General features: G+C 72.3%; 15 protein-coding genes. 11 read left to right on the top strand and 4 right to left on the bottom strand.

Annotated elements, in window-relative coordinates; translation table 11 throughout:
• Nucleotides 1–145: 145 nt before the first annotated feature.
• Complete coding sequence (gene dnaE / locus ABWI07_RS23210) at nucleotides 146–3676, top strand: DNA polymerase III subunit alpha (RefSeq protein ID WP_149257272.1); 3531 nt, start codon at nucleotides 146–148, stop codon at nucleotides 3674–3676.
• 675 nt (nucleotides 3677–4351) lie between these two features.
• Here the strand turns inward: dnaE and ABWI07_RS23205 are convergent.
• Complete coding sequence (locus ABWI07_RS23205; RefSeq protein ID WP_149257271.1) at nucleotides 4352–5047, bottom strand: DUF6882 domain-containing protein; 696 nt, start codon at nucleotides 5045–5047, stop codon at nucleotides 4352–4354.
• Nucleotides 5048–5175: 128 nt separating this feature from the next.
• Here ABWI07_RS23205 and ABWI07_RS23200 point away from each other — a divergent pair, with 128 nt between their 5' ends.
• Nucleotides 5176–5778 carry a hypothetical protein gene (locus ABWI07_RS23200; RefSeq protein WP_353819779.1) on the top strand — a complete coding sequence of 201 codons (603 nt, stop codon included), beginning with the start codon at nucleotides 5176–5178 and terminating at the stop codon, nucleotides 5776–5778.
• On the opposite strand, the gene ybaK is transcribed toward ABWI07_RS23200, so the two are convergent.
• Nucleotides 5662–6159: a Cys-tRNA(Pro) deacylase gene (gene ybaK / locus ABWI07_RS23195; protein ID WP_353819778.1), complete on the bottom strand. Its 498-nt coding sequence runs from the start codon at nucleotides 6157–6159 to the stop codon at nucleotides 5662–5664. The genes ABWI07_RS23200 and ybaK overlap by 117 nt on opposite strands.
• A 22-nt stretch (nucleotides 6160–6181) precedes the next feature.
• The gene (locus ABWI07_RS23190) at nucleotides 6182–6844 is read right to left on the bottom strand and encodes an LON peptidase substrate-binding domain-containing protein (RefSeq protein WP_149257269.1); all 663 of its coding nucleotides are present in this window, start codon (nucleotides 6842–6844) and stop codon (nucleotides 6182–6184) included.
• Nucleotides 6845–7044: 200 nt separating this feature from the next.
• Here ABWI07_RS23190 and ABWI07_RS23185 point away from each other — a divergent pair, with 200 nt between their 5' ends.
• The 9 genes from ABWI07_RS23185 to ABWI07_RS23145 all read left to right on the top strand — a co-directional run bounded on the left by ABWI07_RS23185 (nucleotide 7045) and on the right by ABWI07_RS23145 (nucleotide 14223).
• Nucleotides 7045–7863 (top strand): PhzF family phenazine biosynthesis protein, encoded by an 819-nt coding sequence (locus ABWI07_RS23185; RefSeq protein WP_353819777.1) that lies wholly within the window; start codon nucleotides 7045–7047, stop codon nucleotides 7861–7863.
• 81 nt (nucleotides 7864–7944) lie between these two features.
• Entirely contained in the window at nucleotides 7945–9252 is a 1308-nt protein-coding gene (gene hisD / locus ABWI07_RS23180) for a histidinol dehydrogenase (protein WP_353819776.1), read from the top strand.
• Entirely contained in the window at nucleotides 9249–10400 is a 1152-nt protein-coding gene (locus ABWI07_RS23175) for a histidinol-phosphate transaminase (RefSeq protein WP_353819775.1), read from the top strand. The genes hisD and ABWI07_RS23175 overlap by 4 nt, the downstream gene beginning before the upstream one ends.
• Entirely contained in the window at nucleotides 10397–10990 is a 594-nt protein-coding gene (gene hisB, locus ABWI07_RS23170; protein ID WP_149257265.1) for an imidazoleglycerol-phosphate dehydratase HisB, read from the top strand. Before ABWI07_RS23175 ends, hisB begins: the two co-directional genes overlap by 4 nt.
• 2 nt (nucleotides 10991–10992) lie before the next feature.
• Nucleotides 10993–11163, top strand: a complete 171-nt coding sequence (locus ABWI07_RS23165; RefSeq protein ID WP_200841663.1) for a CG2302 family histidine operon protein — start codon at nucleotides 10993–10995, stop codon at nucleotides 11161–11163.
• A gap of 13 nt (nucleotides 11164–11176) precedes the next feature.
• Nucleotides 11177–11812 carry an imidazole glycerol phosphate synthase subunit HisH gene (gene hisH, locus ABWI07_RS23160; RefSeq protein WP_353819774.1) on the top strand — a complete coding sequence of 212 codons (636 nt, stop codon included), beginning with the start codon at nucleotides 11177–11179 and terminating at the stop codon, nucleotides 11810–11812.
• Nucleotides 11813–11863: 51 nt separating this feature from the next.
• The gene (gene priA, locus ABWI07_RS23155) at nucleotides 11864–12583 is read left to right on the top strand and encodes a bifunctional 1-(5-phosphoribosyl)-5-((5-phosphoribosylamino)methylideneamino)imidazole-4-carboxamide isomerase/phosphoribosylanthranilate isomerase PriA (RefSeq protein WP_353819773.1); all 720 of its coding nucleotides are present in this window, start codon (nucleotides 11864–11866) and stop codon (nucleotides 12581–12583) included.
• Complete coding sequence (hisF, locus tag ABWI07_RS23150) at nucleotides 12580–13341, top strand: imidazole glycerol phosphate synthase subunit HisF (protein ID WP_149257262.1); 762 nt, start codon at nucleotides 12580–12582, stop codon at nucleotides 13339–13341. Before priA ends, hisF begins: the two co-directional genes overlap by 4 nt.
• A gap of 33 nt (nucleotides 13342–13374) precedes the next feature.
• Nucleotides 13375–14223: an ATP-grasp domain-containing protein gene (locus ABWI07_RS23145; RefSeq protein WP_149257261.1), complete on the top strand. Its 849-nt coding sequence runs from the start codon at nucleotides 13375–13377 to the stop codon at nucleotides 14221–14223.
• Between the two features lie 16 nt (nucleotides 14224–14239).
• Here the strand turns inward: ABWI07_RS23145 and ABWI07_RS23140 are convergent, their stop codons facing one another.
• A complete protein-coding gene (locus tag ABWI07_RS23140) occupies nucleotides 14240–15997 on the bottom strand; it encodes a CocE/NonD family hydrolase (RefSeq protein WP_200841662.1) in 1758 nt (585 codons plus the stop codon).
• Nucleotides 15998–16100 lie beyond the last annotated feature (103 nt).

Genomic DNA, 16100 nt, shown 5'->3' with positions numbered 1-16100 from the left:
TGACGCGGGATGCGGGTTAGGCTCTCAGAGCCGCGTCGTTCCGGCGCTCCGCCGGCCCGACGTCTTCCCCCGGTACCGATGCCGCGACCACGTGCGGGCCCCGCACGTGGGCGGTCGCATGCGACGAGCAGGAGGCGCAGCACGCATGGCCGACTCTTTCGTTCACCTGCACGTTCACACCGAGTACTCCATGCTCGACGGAGCCGCCCGGTTGAAGCAGATGTTCGAGGAGGTCGGCCGGCAGCAGATGCCGGCGATCGCGATGACCGACCACGGCAACATGCACGGCGCCTACGACTTCCACAAGCAGGCGACGGCGGCCGGCGTCACCCCGATCATCGGCATCGAGGCCTACATGGCGCCGGAGTCCCGGTTCCACAAGAAGAAGGTCCAGTGGGGCGAGCCGAGCCAGAAGCGCGACGACGTCTCCGGCGGCGGCCTGATCAACCACATGACGCTGTGGGCGCGCAACAGGGCCGGCCTGCACAACCTCTTCAAGCTCTCCAGCCGCGCCTACACCGAGGGCTTCGTCTTCAAGTACGCCCGCATGGACGAGGAGCTGCTCGCCGAGCACTCCGAGGGCCTGATGGCCACCACGGGATGCCCGTCCGGCAAGATCCAGACCCGGCTGCGGCTCGGCCAGTTCGACGAGGCGCTGAAGGCGGCCGCGAACTTCCAGGACATCCTCGGCAAGGAGAACTACTTCCTCGAGCTGATGGACCACGGCCTCGACATCGAGCGCCGCGTCCGGCAGGGCCTCATCGACATCGGCAAGAAGCTGAACATCCCGCCGGTCGTCACCAACGACTCCCACTACACCCACGAGTCCGAGGCGACCGCCCACGACGCCCTGCTGTGCGTCCAGGTGGGCAAGCAGCTCGCCGACCCCGACCGGTTCCGGTTCGACGGCAGCGGCTACTACCTCAAGACCGCCGACGAGATGCGCGCCATCGACTCCTCCGACATCTGGGCCGAGGGCTGCAGGAACACCCTGCTGATCGCCGAGCGCGTCGACCCCGCCGGGATGTTCGAGTACCGCGACCTCAGCCCCCGCTTCCCCGTCCCGGAGGGCGAGACCGAGGAGAGCTGGTTCCGCAAGGAGGTCTGGAAGGGCCTGGAGCGCCGCTTCCCCGACGGCCTCCCGGACGGCTACAAGGAGCAGGCCGAGTACGAGATGGGCGTCATCCTCGGCAAGGGGTACCCGTCCTACTTCCTGGTCGTCGCCGACTTCATCATGTGGGCCAAGGAGAACGGCATCCTGGTCGGGCCGGGGCGAGGCAGCGCCGCGGGCTCGCTGATCGCCTACGCGATGGGCATCACCGACCTCGACCCGATCCCGCACGGGCTGATCTTCGAGCGGTTCCTGAACCCCGAGCGCGCGTCCATGCCCGACATCGACATCGACTTCCCTGAAGACCGGCGGGCCGAGGTCATCAAGTACACGACCGAGAAGTGGGGCGCCGACAAGGTCTCGTTCATCGCCACCTTCGGCACCATCAAGGCGAAGGCCGCCATCAAGGACGCGGGCCGCGTCCTCGGCTTCCCGTACGCGCTCGGCGACCGGATCTCCAAGGCGTTCCCGCCCGCCGTCATGGGCAAGGACATCCCGCTCTCGGGCATCTTCGACGAGAAGCACCCGCGCTACGGCGAGGCGGGCGAGCTGCGCAAGCTGTACGAGGAAGAGACCGACGTCAAGCAGATCATGGACCTGGCGCAGGGCCTGGAGGGCCTGATCCGCCAGACCGGCGTGCACGCCGCCGGGGTCATCATGTCCGGCGAGACGATCACCGACCACATCCCGATCATGCGCCGGGACGCCGACGGGGCGATCATCACGCAGTTCGACTACCCGACCTGCGAGTCGCTCGGCCTGCTGAAGATGGACTTCCTGGGCCTGCGCAACCTGACGATCATCGACGACGCGCTCCAGGGCATCAAGAAGAACAAGGGCATCGACGTCGACCTGCTCGCCCTCCCGCTGGACGACCAGAAGACCTACGACCTGCTCGCCCGCGGCGACACCCTCGGCGTCTTCCAGTTCGACGGCGGCCCCATGCGCTCCCTGCTCCGCCTGATGAAGCCGGACAACTTCGAGGACATCTCCGCCGTCGGCGCCCTGTACCGGCCGGGCCCGATGGGCGCGAACTCCCACACCAACTACGCGCTCCGCAAGAACGGCCAGCAGGAGATCACCCCGATCCACCCGGAGCTGGAGGAGCCGCTCAGGGAGATCCTCGACACCACCTACGGCCTGATCGTCTACCAGGAGCAGGTCATGGCGATCGCGCAGAAGGTGGCGGGCTACACGCTCGGCAAGGCGGACCTGCTGCGCCGCGTCATGGGCAAGAAGAAGAAGGCCGAGCTGGACGCCCAGTTCGTCGGGTTCGAGCAGGGCATGATCGACAACGGCTTCTCCAAGGAGGCCGTGAAGACCCTCTGGGACATCCTCGTCCCGTTCTCCGACTACGCCTTCAACAAGGCGCACTCCGCCGCGTACGGCCTCGTCTCCTACTGGACGGCCTACCTCAAGGCGAACTACCCGGCCGAGTACATGGCGGGCGTGCTCACCTCCGTCGGCGACGACAAGGACAAGAGCGCCCTGTACCTGTCGGAGTGCCGCCGGATGGGCCTGAAGGTGCTGCCGCCCGACGTCAACACCTCTGAGGCCGACTTCACCCCGCTCGGCGACACCGAGATCCGGTTCGGGCTGTCGGCCGTCCGCAACGTCGGCACGAACGTCGTGGACGGGATCGTCGCGGCCCGCCGGGAGAAGGGCGCCTACACCGACTTCAACGACTTCCTCAACAAGGTGCCGCCGCCGGTGTGCAACAAGCGGGTCGTGGAGTCGCTGATCAAGGCGGGCGCGTTCGACGAGCTCGGCCACCAGCGCAAGGCGCTGCTGATGGTGCACGAGCAGGCGATCGACTCGGTCATCGACATCAAGCGCAAGGAGGCCGTCGGCCAGGACTCCCTCTTCGGCGCCCTGGAGGACGATGGCGGCGAGGACGCGTTCGCCGTCGCGATCCCCGAGGGCGAGGAGTGGGACAAGACGACCCTGCTCGCCTTCGAGCGGGAGATGCTCGGCCTGTACGTGTCGGACCATCCGCTCCTCGGCGTCGAGCACATCCTCGAACGCGAGGCCGACTGCACGATCGCCGTCCTGAACGGCGGCGAGCGCCCCGACGGCCAGGTGGTCGTGGTCGCGGGCCTGCTCTCCGGCCTCCAGCGCAAGGTCACCAAGCAGGGGAACTCCTGGGCCATGTTCCAGCTGGAGGACCTCGGCGGCTCCATCGAGGTGATGTGCTTCCCCTCGTCCTACCAGCTGTGCTCGACCCTCCTGGCCGAGGACGCCATCCTCGTCGTCAAGGGCCGCCTGGACCGCCGCGAGGACGTCGCGAAGATCATCGCGATGGAGGTCACCCAGCCCGACCTCAGCGTCACCGACGCGACCGGCCCGTTCTCGGTCACGATGCCGCTCGGCCGCTGCACGCCGCCCACGGTCTCGCGCCTCAAGGAGGTGCTGATCACCCATCCCGGCACCGCCGAGGTGCACCTGCACGTCCAGAACGGCCCGCGCACCACGGTTGTCCGCCTAGACGACAAACTCCGCGTAGCGCCGTCCCCGGCCCTCATGGGCGACCTGAAGCAACTCCTCGGCCCCTCCTGCCTCGGCTGAGCGGTGTCTATTGCTTTTTCTCCTCCTTCGGGCCTGAAGGCCCTCCATCGTCGGAAAAGCGGGCGATCGCTGGCATCGCTCCGTCTCGCCTTGCGGCTCGCTGCTGTGCCTATGGCATTTCCCTCCTCCTTCGGGCCTGGCGGCCCTCCATCGTCGAGAAACGCGGGCGATCGCTGGCATCGCTCCGTCTCGCCTTGCGGCTCGCTTCGCGATCAGGTTCTCGCAAGCTCGAACCTGCCTTCGGACGCGATCGCGCTCCTCGAGGTCTCCGGTGGCTGGGGCGCTGGTTGCGGCCGGCGCCTCGGTGACGTCGCCGACGAGCGCGCGATCCGCGTGATGGCGGACGGGTCGCGCCCCGCGTGGACGCCCTGCACCTTGTAGTGCTCCCCGCCCGCCCTTCAGGTTTCGCTCGCGCGCCACATGCCCCGGATGATCTCGATGGCCCGGCGAGACAGGCTCGTGCCGATGGAGACGCACAGGCCGCAACCGACATGCCCGACCGCCTCAACCGGCACACCAGCCACCAACGAACCTCAGGGAGCGCGATCGCGTCCGAAGGCAGTTTCGCGCGAAGCAAGAAACTGATCGCGCAGCGAGCCGCAAGGCGAGCCGGAGCGATGCCAGCGATCGCACCGCGGTTTCTTAGGGTTTTCGGGCCCCCAAGGCCCGAAAACCCTAAGAAACCGCCATAAGCTCAGCTTTCCAGTCGACGAAGCGGCCTAGGCCGTCGAAGTGGGCGCGGGCGGTGCCGCCGCCGGGGAGTGCGACCTCGGTGAGGACGTCGGTCTGCCGGTAGGGGACGCGGTGGTGCGACAGGAGGCCGGCCAGGGTGAGGCGGGGCTCGTGGGGGAACAGGCTCGCGGCGTTGGCGACCAGGCGGGGGAGGGGGACGGGGTCCCACTGGGCGGGCGGGGCCTGGGGGTCGTCCACGTGCAGGTAGGCGGAGCCGCCGTCGTAGCCCGCGCCGATGTATCCGGCGCCGCCGAGGACGCCGCCCGCGGCCATGGCGATCAGTTCGCCGCCGTGCCCGGCGGGGCCCTCGTACCAGGACAGGTCGATCTCGGGGGTGGTGAACTCGGTGATGCCGAGCCGCTCGCCGATGGTCCGGATGCCCAGGGTCGGGGCGACCGCGGGGTGCGCGTCGCCGAACTGGGGGTTGGCCCAGCCCCACAGCCAGGTGCGCTCGCGGGCGGCGTAGCTGCCGAGCAGCGAGACGCGGACCGTGACGCCGCCGCTGGTGTAGGTGCGGGCCGTCAGGTCGGCGCTCCAGTCCTCGCGCGGCAGGAACTCGGCGAGCGTCTCCTGCTGCTGCAGGACGACGGCCGCCAGCGCGGCGCCGAGGCGTTCGAACGCAGGGCTGAATCCGGACATGTCGGGCACATTATCCCAGTAATCGGGGCTGTCGTGGGCGGGAATCGGACACCCTTCGAGAGTCGATCGGCTGACCTGGGCAGGCTAGGCTTTCGCTGTCGGACGACTTGCAACTAGGAGCGTACGAGGTGCGGCGACCCACCGGGAGGCTCTTGGCGATCTGGGCGGTCACCAGCGCCGTCGTCACGCTGCTGGGGCCGCTCGCGGGCCTGCTCTGGGCGGCGGTCGCCCCCAAGGTGACGTATGTGGTCGTGCAGGGTGAGGCTCTCCTCGCCCAGCCGGAGGACCAGGGCCCGATCACCATCGACGCCCGCTTCGCGCTGATCGCCGCCGTCGCCGGGATCGCCTGCGGCGCGGTCGCCTACCTGGCGGGCGGGCGCGACAACGACTCGGCGCTGCTGCTCGGGCTGGCCGTGGGCGGCGCCGCCGCGGCCGTGCTCGCCTGGAAGACCGGGAACCTGGTCGGCCTCGGGCACTTCGAGGACGTCGTCCGGCACGGGCGCGACGGCACCACCGTCACCGGCGTCGCCGACCTGCGCGCCAAGGGCCTGCTGACGTCCTGGGCGCTGCCGGCGGTCGCCGTCTACGGGCTGCTGGAGCTGGTCGTGCGGCGGCTACCCGCGGGCGATCTCGGCGACGCGGGCGCCGGTGAGGCGGACGAGGTCGGCGGGGGCGAGCTCGATCTGGAGTCCGCGCCGGCCGGCCGAGACGTAGACGGTCGCGAGCGCTGACGCCGACGCGTCGACCACGGTCGGCAGCCGCCTGCGCTGCCCCAGCGGGCTGATCCCGCCGACGACGTACCCGGTGGCGCGCTCGGCGTCGCGCGGGTCGGCCATGCGCGCCTTCTTGCCGCCGGCGGCCGCGGCGAGCGCCTTCAGGTCGAGGGTCGACGAGACCGGGACGACGCCGACGGTGAGGTTCCCGTCGACCTCGGCCAGCAGCGTCTTGAAGAGCCGGTCGTGGGAGACCCCGAGGGCGTCGGCGGCGGCCTCCCCGTAGGACTCGGCGTTCGGGTCCACCTCGTAGGCGTGCAGGGTGAAGTCGACGCGGGCCTTCGTCGCGGCGACGGTCGCCGGGGTGCCCTTGGCGCCCTTGGCCTTGGCAGTGCTCATGGTGGCAGTCTGCCGTGGCCGCTCAGTTCGGCGTGAACGACCCGTCCAGGAACTGCCCGGCGGGGATCATCGGGAGCACGTCCAGGATGCGGTTCTCCCTGGCCAGCAGGTCGCGCTCCGCCTCCAGCCGCACCGCCGCGTCCTCGCACTCCAGCAGGCGCTGCTTCTCGTGCCCGTCCAGGACGAGCGACGCGGCGATCGCGTACGACAGCGCGACGGGGTCGTCCGGCGGCTCGACCTCCTCCAGCGGGCCCGCGCCGGCCGCGCTCAGGCGGTGCCGGTAGCGCCGGAACAGCCGCCGGACCCGGGCCGCGGCGGGCCCGGGGTCGGCGCCGGGCTCCTCGGGCAGGAACTCGACCTCGCCCCGCAGGTAGGGCCGGGACCGGTCCAGCTCCTTCACCCGGAACCGCCGCGCGCCGACGGCGACGATGTCGTACCGCCCGTCCGGGTGCGGCGTCACCTCGCGGAGCTCGGCGACGCAGCCGACCTCGGCGAGGCGGTGCGCCGCCCCCTCGCCGACCTCGTGGCCGAGTTCGATGGCGATGACGCCGAAGCCGCGGGGCTCGGGCTGTTCGAGGAGGTCGCCGACCAGCCGGCGGTAGCGGTCCTCGAACAGGTGCAGGGGGAGCACCAGGCCGGGGAACAGCACGGTGCCGAGGGGGAACAGGGCGAGCCGCTCGGTCACATCTTCTCTCCGCGCTCCTGGGCGCCACCGGGAAACGCCCTCGCCGCAAGGGTACGTCGATATTGATGATCTTGGTAAGGCATCTTTTTTCAGAGTGTGAAGCCCGATTCGCCGGGTCTTCGCGGCATGCGTCCCGGCGGGCCACTTCCGGTGGATTGGCACTGTCGCCGCCGGCCGGGCGCCTTGTAGCGTCCGATCCCATGAGGATCTTGGTCGTGGACGCCTTCGCCACCAGCCCTTTCTCCGGCAACCCCGCCGGGGTCTGCCTGCTCGAGGAGCCGGCCCCGCCGGAGTGGATGCAGCGGGTCGCGGCGGAGATGAGGCACTCCGAGACCGCGTTCCTCCGGCCGCTCGGGGAGGCGGACCCCGGGGCCGACTTCGAACTGCGGTGGTTCACGCCGAAGGTCGAGGTCGCGCTGTGCGGGCACGCCACGCTGGCGAGCGCCCACGCCCTCTACGAGGCGGGCGCGGTCGCTCCCGACCGCCCGATCCGGTTCCAGACCGTCAGGAGCGGGGTCCTGACCGTCACCAGGGACTCCGGGGGCGAGCTGTCCATGGACTTCCCGGCCCAGCCCGCCGAGCCCGCCGAGCCCCCGGAAGAGCTCGCCGCGGCGCTCGGCGCCAGGATCGTCGGAGCCGGGCGGAACGCGCAGAACGACTGGCTTGTGGAGGTGGACGGCGAGTCCGTCGTCCTCGGCCTCACCCCTGACATCGCGGCGCTCGGGAAGATCGACGCGCGGGGTGTGATCGTGACGGCTGAGGGCGCCCCTGGCGGGCGGCACGACTTCGTGTCCCGCTTCTTCGGCGCGCGGACGCTGGAGGGCGACGGGGAGGACCCGGTGACCGGCTCGGCGCACTGCGCTCTCGCGCCGTTCTGGGCCGCCCGGCTGGGCCGGGACGAGATGCTCGGCTACCAGGCGTCCGCGCGCGGCGGGTATGTCCGGGTCGTCCTGCGCGGGGATCGCGTGGTCCTGTCCGGAACGGCCGTGACCGTTCTGGACGGGACCCTCCGGATCTGACCCTGCGGGGGCGGCGACGCGCCGCGTCTCGCGACGTGAGACGGTGCGCGAGGGACCGAGGGCACTCCGTAGACTGGGCGGGTGATTTCCCGTATCGACCTGCGCGGCTCGCTTCCCGGCGACCTGCGCTCCGTGCTGCCCCGCGCCGAACTCGACGTCGAGGCCGCCCTGGACAAGGTGCGGCCCATCTGCGAGGACGTGCGCCATCGTGGCTCGGCGGCGGTACGGGAGTACACCGGCAGGTTCGACGGGGTCGAACTGGAGCGCGTCCGGGTCCCGGTGGAGGCCGTGCACCGGGCGCTCGCCGGCCTCGACCCGGCCGTCCGCGACGCGCTGGAGGAGAGCATCCGCCGCGCCCGGGCCGTGCACCGGGCCCAGCGCCGCACCGACGTCACCACGCAGGTCGTCCCCGGCGGCACCGTCACCGAGCGGTGGATCCCGGTCGGGCGCGTCGGCCTGTACGTGCCGGGCGGCCGCGCCGTCTACCCGTCGAGCGTGGTCATGAACGTCGTGCCCGCGCAGGAGGCGGGAGTCGGCTCCCTCGCCGTCACCTCGCCCGCGCAGAAGGAGTTCGGCGGGCTGCCGCACCCGTCGATCCTCGCCGCGTGCGCGCTGCTCGGCGTCGACGAGGTGTACGCGGCGGGCGGCGCGCAGGCGATCGCGATGTTCGCCTACGGCACCGAGGAGTGCCCCCGCGCCGACCTGGTCACCGGGCCCGGCAACGTCTACGTCGCCGCCGCCAAGCGGCTGCTCAAGGGCGTGATCGGCATCGACGCCGAGGCCGGCCCGACGGAGATCGCGGTCCTCGCCGACGGCACGGCCGACCCGGTGGAGGTCGCCGCCGACCTGATCAGCCAGGCCGAGCACGACACGCTCGCCGCCGCCGTCCTGGTCACCGACTCGGTGCGGCTCGCCGACGAGGTCGAGGCCGAACTGAAGGCGCAGGTCGCGCGGACCAGGCACATCGAGCGGATCACCGAGGCGCTGGCCGGGCGGCAGTCCGGCATCGTCCTCGTCGACGGCGTCGACGAGGGCCTGCGGGTCGTGGACGCCTACGCCGCCGAGCACCTGGAGATCCACACCGCCGACGCCGCCGCGGTCGCCGCCCGCGTCCGCAACGCCGGGGCGATCTTCGTGGGACGGCACGCGCCGGTGTCGCTCGGCGACTACCTCGCCGGGTCCAACCACGTCCTGCCGACCGGCGGGTGCGCCTGCCACTCCTCCGGCCTGTCGGTCCAGTCCTTCCTGCGCGGCGTCCACGTCGTCGAGTACGACCGCGAGGCCCTCGCCGACGCCACCGCGCGCGTCGTCGCGCTCGCCGAGGCCGAGGACCTGCCCGCCCACGGCGCCGCGCTCAAGGCCCGCTTCGACTGGGAGATCCCTTCGTGACCTCGCTCAACGACCTGCCGCTGCGGGACGACCTGCGCGGCCGGGAGCCCTATGGCGCGCCGCAGCTGGCCGTCCCGTACGCGCTGAACACCAACGAGAACCCCTACCCGCCGTCCGAGCGCCTCGTGAAGGCCCTCGGCGAGGCCGTCATGGACGTCGCGGGGTCGCTGAACCGCTACCCCGACCGCGACGCGGTCGCGCTCCGCGAGGACCTCGCGGCCTTCCTGAACACCGACACGCCCGGCGCCGGCCTCACCGCCGGCCGGGTCTGGGCGGCGAACGGCTCCAACGAGATCATCCAGCAGATCCTGCAGGCGTTCGGCGGGGCGGGCCGCACCGCGCTCGGCTTCGAGCCGTCCTACTCGATGCACCCGATCATCACCGAGGTCTCGGGGACCCGCTGGGTGAACGCCGTCCGCGACGAGGACTTCGGCCTCGAACCCGGGCGCGCCGTCGCGGCGGTCGAGGAGCACCGGCCCGACATCGTGTTCCTGACCTCGCCCAACAACCCGACCGGCACGGCGCTGCCCCTCGACGCGATCGAGGCCGTCCTCGCGGCCGCGCCGGGCATGGTCGTGGTCGACGAGGCGTACGCCGAGTTCCGCCGCGCGGGCACCCCGTCCGCGCTGACGCTGCTGGACGGCCACCCGCGCCTGATCGTCACCCGGACGATGTCCAAGGCGTTCGCGATGGCCGGGACCCGGCTCGGCTACCTGGCCGCCGACCCCGCCGTGGTCGACGCGCTGCTGCTCGTCCGGCTGCCCTACCACCTGTCGGCCGTGACCCAGGCCGTCGCGCGCACCGCCCTCGCCCACGGCGAGGAGCTGCTCGGCGGCGTCGAGGCCCTGCGCCGCGAACGCGACGACCTCGTCGCTTGGCTGCGCGCCGAGGGGCTCCGGGTCGCCGACTCCGACGCCAACTTCGTCCTGTTCGGGACGTTCCCGGACCGCCGCCGCGTCTGGGAGGGCCTGCTCGAGCACGGCGTGCTGATCCGGGAGGTGGGGCCGCCCGAGTGGCTGCGGGTCAGCGTCGGCACCCCCGAGGAGATGGCCGCCTTCCGCGCCGCGCTCCGGCAGGTGCGGGGAGCGGGCACCGAGAGCCGCGCCCAACAGGACGGCGGCGCCGAGAACCGTGAGGAGAGTCTGTGACGCGCAAGGGACGAGTCGAGCGCGGGACCAAGGAGACCCAGGTCCTCGTCGAGATCGACCTCGACGGCACCGGGCAGGTCGACGTCGCGACCGGCGTGGGGTTCTTCGACCACATGCTGGCGCAGCTCGGCAAGCACGGGTCGTTCGACCTGACCGTCAAGACCGCCGGCGACCTGCACATCGACAGCCACCACACCATCGAGGACACCGCGATCGCGCTCGGCGCGGCGTTCCGCGAGGCGCTCGGCGACAAGGCCGGCATCCGCCGCTTCGCCGACGCCTCCATCCCGCTCGACGAGGCCCTCGCCCAGGTCACCGTGGACGTCTCCGGACGCCCCTACCTCGTGCACGTGGAACCGGACGGCATGGCGCCGATGATCGGCCCCGAGTACGACACCACGATGACCCGGCACATCCTCGAGTCGTTCGTGTCGAACGCGCAGGTCGCCCTGCACGTCCACGTCCCCTACGGGCGCAACGCCCACCACATCGTCGAGGCCCAGTTCAAGGCGCTCGCCCGCGCGCTCCGCGACGCCGTGGCGTTCGACCCGAAGGTGCACGGCATCCCCTCGACCAAGGGGGCCCTGTAACCGTGGAGATCGGCGACCTGCACCTCACCTACGGCACCGTGGCGATCTTCGCGATCGCGGTGTTCCTGCTGGCGGGCGTGTACAGCTTCGTGAAGCAGGGCCTCAAGATCGCCGCGCTGCTGCTGCTGGTGCTGGCCGGGCTGGCGTTCGCCGGGGGAGTGATGTGGTCGTGAGGACGGTCCTGCCGTGAAGAAGATCGTCATCCTGGACTACGGCTCGGGCAACCTGCGCTCGGCCGAGCGCGCCGTCGCCCGCGCCGGCGCGGACGTGACCGTCACCGCCGACCGGGACGCCGCGCTCGCCGCCGACGGCCTGGTCGTCCCGGGCGTCGGCGCGTTCGCCGCCTGCATGGCCGGGCTGCGCTCGGTGCACGGCGATCAGATCATCGGCCGCCGCCTGGCGGGCGGGCGCCCCGTCCTCGGCATCTGCGTCGGCATGCAGATCCTGTTCTCCAAGGGCATCGAGCACGGCGTCACCACCGAGGGCTGCGACGAGTGGCCCGGCACGGTCGACCGCCTGAACGCCCCGGTCGTCCCGCACATGGGCTGGAACACCGTCGACGCCCCCGAAGGCTCCGCGCTCTTCGAGGGCCTGCGCGGCGAGCGGTTCTACTTCGTCCACTCCTACGCCGCCCGCAGCTGGGACCTGGAGTCCGACCCGACCGGCACCATCCCGGCGCCCCTGGTCACCTGGGCCGAGCACGGAGACCGCTTCGTCGCCGCCGTCGAGAACGGCCCGCTGTGCGCCACCCAGTTCCACCCGGAGAAGTCCGGCGACGCCGGCGCCCACCTGCTGCGCAACTGGCTCGCCACCCTGGACTGAGCACCCGCCCACCTGAGCACCCCGTCCCATCTGCCTCGATAGGGTTTCCGCATGACTCTGACGCTCCTTCCCGCCGTCGACGTCGCCGACGGCCGGGCCGTCCGGCTGGTGCAGGGCGAGGCCGGCACCGAGACCTCCTACGGCGCGCCGCTGGAGGCGGCGCTCGCCTGGCAGGAGGCGGGCGCGGAGTGGATCCATCTGGTCGACCTCGACGCGGCGTTCGGGCGCGGCTCCAACCGGGAGCTGCTCGCCGAGGTGACCGGGAAGCTGGACGTGAAGGTCGAGCTGTCCGGCGGCATCCGCGACGACGCGTCGCTGGAGGCGGCCCTGGCCACCGGGTGCGCCCGCGTGAACATCGGCACCGCCGCCCTGGAGGACCCCGGCTGGTGCCGCAAGATCATCGCCTCGCACGGCGAGCGGATCGCGGTGGGGCTGGACGTGCGGGGCACCACGCTGGCCGCGCGCGGCTGGACCCGCGAGGGCGGCGACCTGTGGGAGGTCCTCGCGCGCCTGGAGGACGACGGCTGCCCCCGGTACGTGGTCACCGACGTCACCAAGGACGGGACGCTGCGCGGCCCCAACACCGAGCTGCTGCGCGAGGTCTGCTCGCGGACCGACAAGCCCGTGGTCGCCTCCGGCGGCGTCTCGTCGCTGGACGACCTGCGCGCGCTGGCCGGGCTCGTCCCCCTCGGCGTGGAGGGCGCGATCGTCGGCAAGGCCCTCTACGCGGGCGCGTTCACGCTGGAAGAGGCCCTGGAGGCCGTGAAGTGACCGTCGCCGTGCGGGTGATCCCGTGCCTGGACGTCGACGCCGGGCGCGTGGTCAAGGGCGTCAACTTCCAGAACCTGCGCGACGCGGGCGACCCCGTCGAGCTGGCCCGCCGCTACGACGCCGAGGGCGCCGACGAGCTGACGTTCCTCGACATCACCGCGTCCAGCGCCGACCGCTCCACCACCTACGACGTGGTGCGGCGCACCGCCGAGCAGGTGTTCATCCCGCTGACGGTCGGGGGCGGCGTCCGCACCGTCGAGGACGTCGACCGGCTGCTGCGCGCGGGCGCCGACAAGGTCTCGATCAACACCGCGGCCATCGCGCGGCCGGAGTTCCTCCGGGAGGCCGCGCACCGGTTCGGCTCGCAGTGCGTCGTGCTGTCGGTGGACGCCCGGCGCGCCGCGGGGACCCCGTCCGGCTTCGAGGTCACCACGCACGGCGGCCGCAAGGGGACCGGCATCGACGCGATCGAGTGGGCCCGCCGCGGCGAGGAGCTCGGCGTCGGCGAGATCCTGCTGAACTCGATGGACGCCGACGGCACCAAGACCGGGTTCGACCTGGAGATGCTGCGCCGGGTCCGGGCGGCCGTCACCGTCCCGGTGATCGCCAGCGGCGGCGCGGGCGCGGTCGAGCATTTCGCCCCCGCCGTGGAGGCGGGCGCGGACGCCGTCCTCGCCGCCAGCGTCTTCCACTTCGGGGACCTGAAGATCTCCGAGGTCAAGGCCGCGCTGCGCGAGGCCGGCAACCAGGTTCGCTGAAGTAGAAACCCCCCGCAGGACGGAAACACCCGCATGACCATCGCTCTCGCGACCTGTTCCCTGCTGCCCGACGGAAGCGACGACGTCCAGGACCTGATCCCGGCCCTGGCCGCCGAAGGCGCGGACGCCGAGCCCGTCGTCTGGGACGCCGACGTCGACTGGTCCAGGTACGACCTGGTCGTCATCCGCTCCACCTGGGACTACACCGAAAGGCGGGACGCGTTCGCGGCGTGGGCGGAGAGCCTGCCCCGCGTCCTCAACTCCGCCGCGATCGTGCGGTGGAACACCGACAAGCGCTACCTGCGCGATATCGCCGCCGCGGGCGTCCCCGTCGTTCCGACCCTGTGGGACCCGGACGACATCCCGTCCGATTGGCCGGAGTACGTGATCAAGCCGGCCGTCTCGATCGGGGCGGGCGACACCGCCCGCTGGGGGGCGGGCGAGGAGGACGCCGCCCGCGCCCACCTGCGGTCGCTCCGCGAGGCGGGCCGGACGGCGATGGTCCAGCCGTACCTGTCGGCGGTCGACACGGTCGGCGAGACGGCGCTGGTCTTCTGCGACGGCGAGTACAGCCACGCCGGCCGCAAGGCGCAGATCCTCACCGCCGGAGCGGGCGTCCAGGGCTGGGTGCGCGACGATCCGACGCGCGGGCAGGTGACCCCGTCCACGGCGACCGAGGCCGAGCTGGAGGTGGCGGCCCGCGCCCTGGCAGCCGTTCCGGGCGGCGAGGACCTCCTCTACGCCCGCGTCGACCTGATCCCGGGCCCGGACGGCACCCCGATGCTCATCGAGCTCGAACTGACCGAACCCGCCCTCTACCTCCGCGACGCGCCCGGCAGCGCGGAGAGGTTCGCCAAGGCGATCGCCTCCCGGCTGAGCTGAGCCCCCGGCGGCGGCGCTAGGTGGCTTCCTCGTCGGGAGCGGGAGCCGCGGCCTCCGGGGAGCGTTCCACGACGGGGAGGATAATCGCCGACGGGTGGTCGGGGTCGTGGAAGACCTCCTGCCGGGCGGTGACCATCCTCGTCGCGGCGGTGGCGATGGGCTCGCCGGTGCCGGGGTTGACGGCGACCTTGGGGTGGGCGCCGCTGGTGACGTGGACGCGCACGCGGTGGCCGCGCTGGAACCGGTGGCCCGTCGGCCACAGGTCGACGACGAGGCGGAGCACCCCCTCGGTGCCGGCGGGCACGGCGGTGGCGGCGGGCAGGCGCAGGCCGCCCTCGCAGACGTTGCGGGACGTCCCGTCCGGGGAGACGTCGCAGAGCCGGACGACGAAGTCGGTGTGCTCGCGGTCGGAGCGGACGAACAGGTCCGCGCCGACCGGGCCGATGACGTCCAGGTCGTCGGCGAGCGGCGGCGAGGTGAAGACCAGGACGTCCGGGCGCCGCTCCAGCGGCCGGTTGTCGACGGGGCGGGAGCTGCCGAGCAGGGTGGGGCCGCCGAGCGCGGGCGTCGGGCGGGCCGGGTCGAAGCGGTAGGCGCTGGGCCGGGCGTCGCGCGGGCCGTCCTCGCCGAGGCCGCCGCCGGCGTGCAGGTGCCAGCGCGTCTGCCGCATGCCCGGCGGGGGCCAGTCGCGGTAGTGCCGCCATTCGCGGGCGCCGGTGACGTAGACGCGGACGGGGTCGCGCCGCAGCCCGGACGGGTCGCCCTGGAGATGGGCGCGGAACCAGGCGAGCGACTCGCGGATCGCGGGCAGGCCGTGGCGCGCGTCGGTGTGCCACCAGGGGCCGATCGTGAGGTACGGCGCCCGCCCGGCGGCGCGCAGCGACAGATAGTCCTTGATCATCCAGGGCAGGAACACGTCGTACCAGCCGCCGAGGAGGGTGGCGGGCGCCGCGACCTCCCCGACGGTGCCGCTGAAGTCGCGGGTGTCCCAGTAGCCGTTCGCGGCCCCGTGGCCCTCGAGCAGGTCCTGGTAGAAGCGCATGGGCTCGCCCCCGGCCACCACGTCAAGCTCGGCGAGGGGCCGGCCGGAGCGGGCGGCGCGCTGGACGCGGCGCCGCGACGTCAGCGGCGCGGTCAGCATGCCGAGCGGGCGCTGCTGCCGGTGCGTGAGATCGGTCCAGGTGAGCGTGGACTCCAGGGCGAACGACCCGCCCACGTAGGCGGCGTCCCGGAACGTGGACGCGGTGATCTGCAGGGACATCGCCTTCAGCTCGGGCCCGGCCTCGGCCGCGATCGCCCACGCCGCGTAGCCCAGGTAGCTCGGCCCGAACGTGGCGAACGAGCCGTGGAACCAGGGCTGCCGCTTCAGCCATTCGACGGTGGCGAGCCCGTCGGCGCGCTCGCTGCCGAGGGGGTCGAACTCGCCGCCGGACCCGGAGGTCCCGCGCGCGCTCTGCACGACCAGCTGGAAACCGAACGGGACGAACAGCAGGCCGTTGGCGAGGGCGGCGGGCCCGCGCCGCCCGTAGGGGGTCCGGACGAGGATGGTGGGCGGCTTCCGGACCCCGATCGGCACGTACCGGTCGGCGAGGAGCGTGACCCCGTCCGGCATGGCCACCGGCAGGTCGCGCTGGACGGTGTAGGGGGCCAGCCCTCCCGGCCAGGAGAGCCCGCCCGGCCACGGCAGCCCGCCCGGCCAGGGGAGCCCTCTGGGCCATGACAGCCCCCGGGGCAGCCTGATCGGCGGGACGGGCAGTCGGTCCCAAGGCGCCATGCTCTCTCCGAACGCTGCTCTCTCCGAACGCCGCTCGCTCCGAACGCGGTGTCTCCGAACGCTCTTGTCTACTCCTTAGTAAGGTAGCCGACACGGGCCGCGG

The organism is Actinomadura sp. NPDC000600 (assembly GCF_040492135.1).
Taxonomy (GTDB): domain Bacteria; phylum Actinomycetota; class Actinomycetes; order Streptosporangiales; family Streptosporangiaceae; genus Spirillospora.
This window is presented reverse-complemented; position numbering and strand designations above follow the sequence as displayed.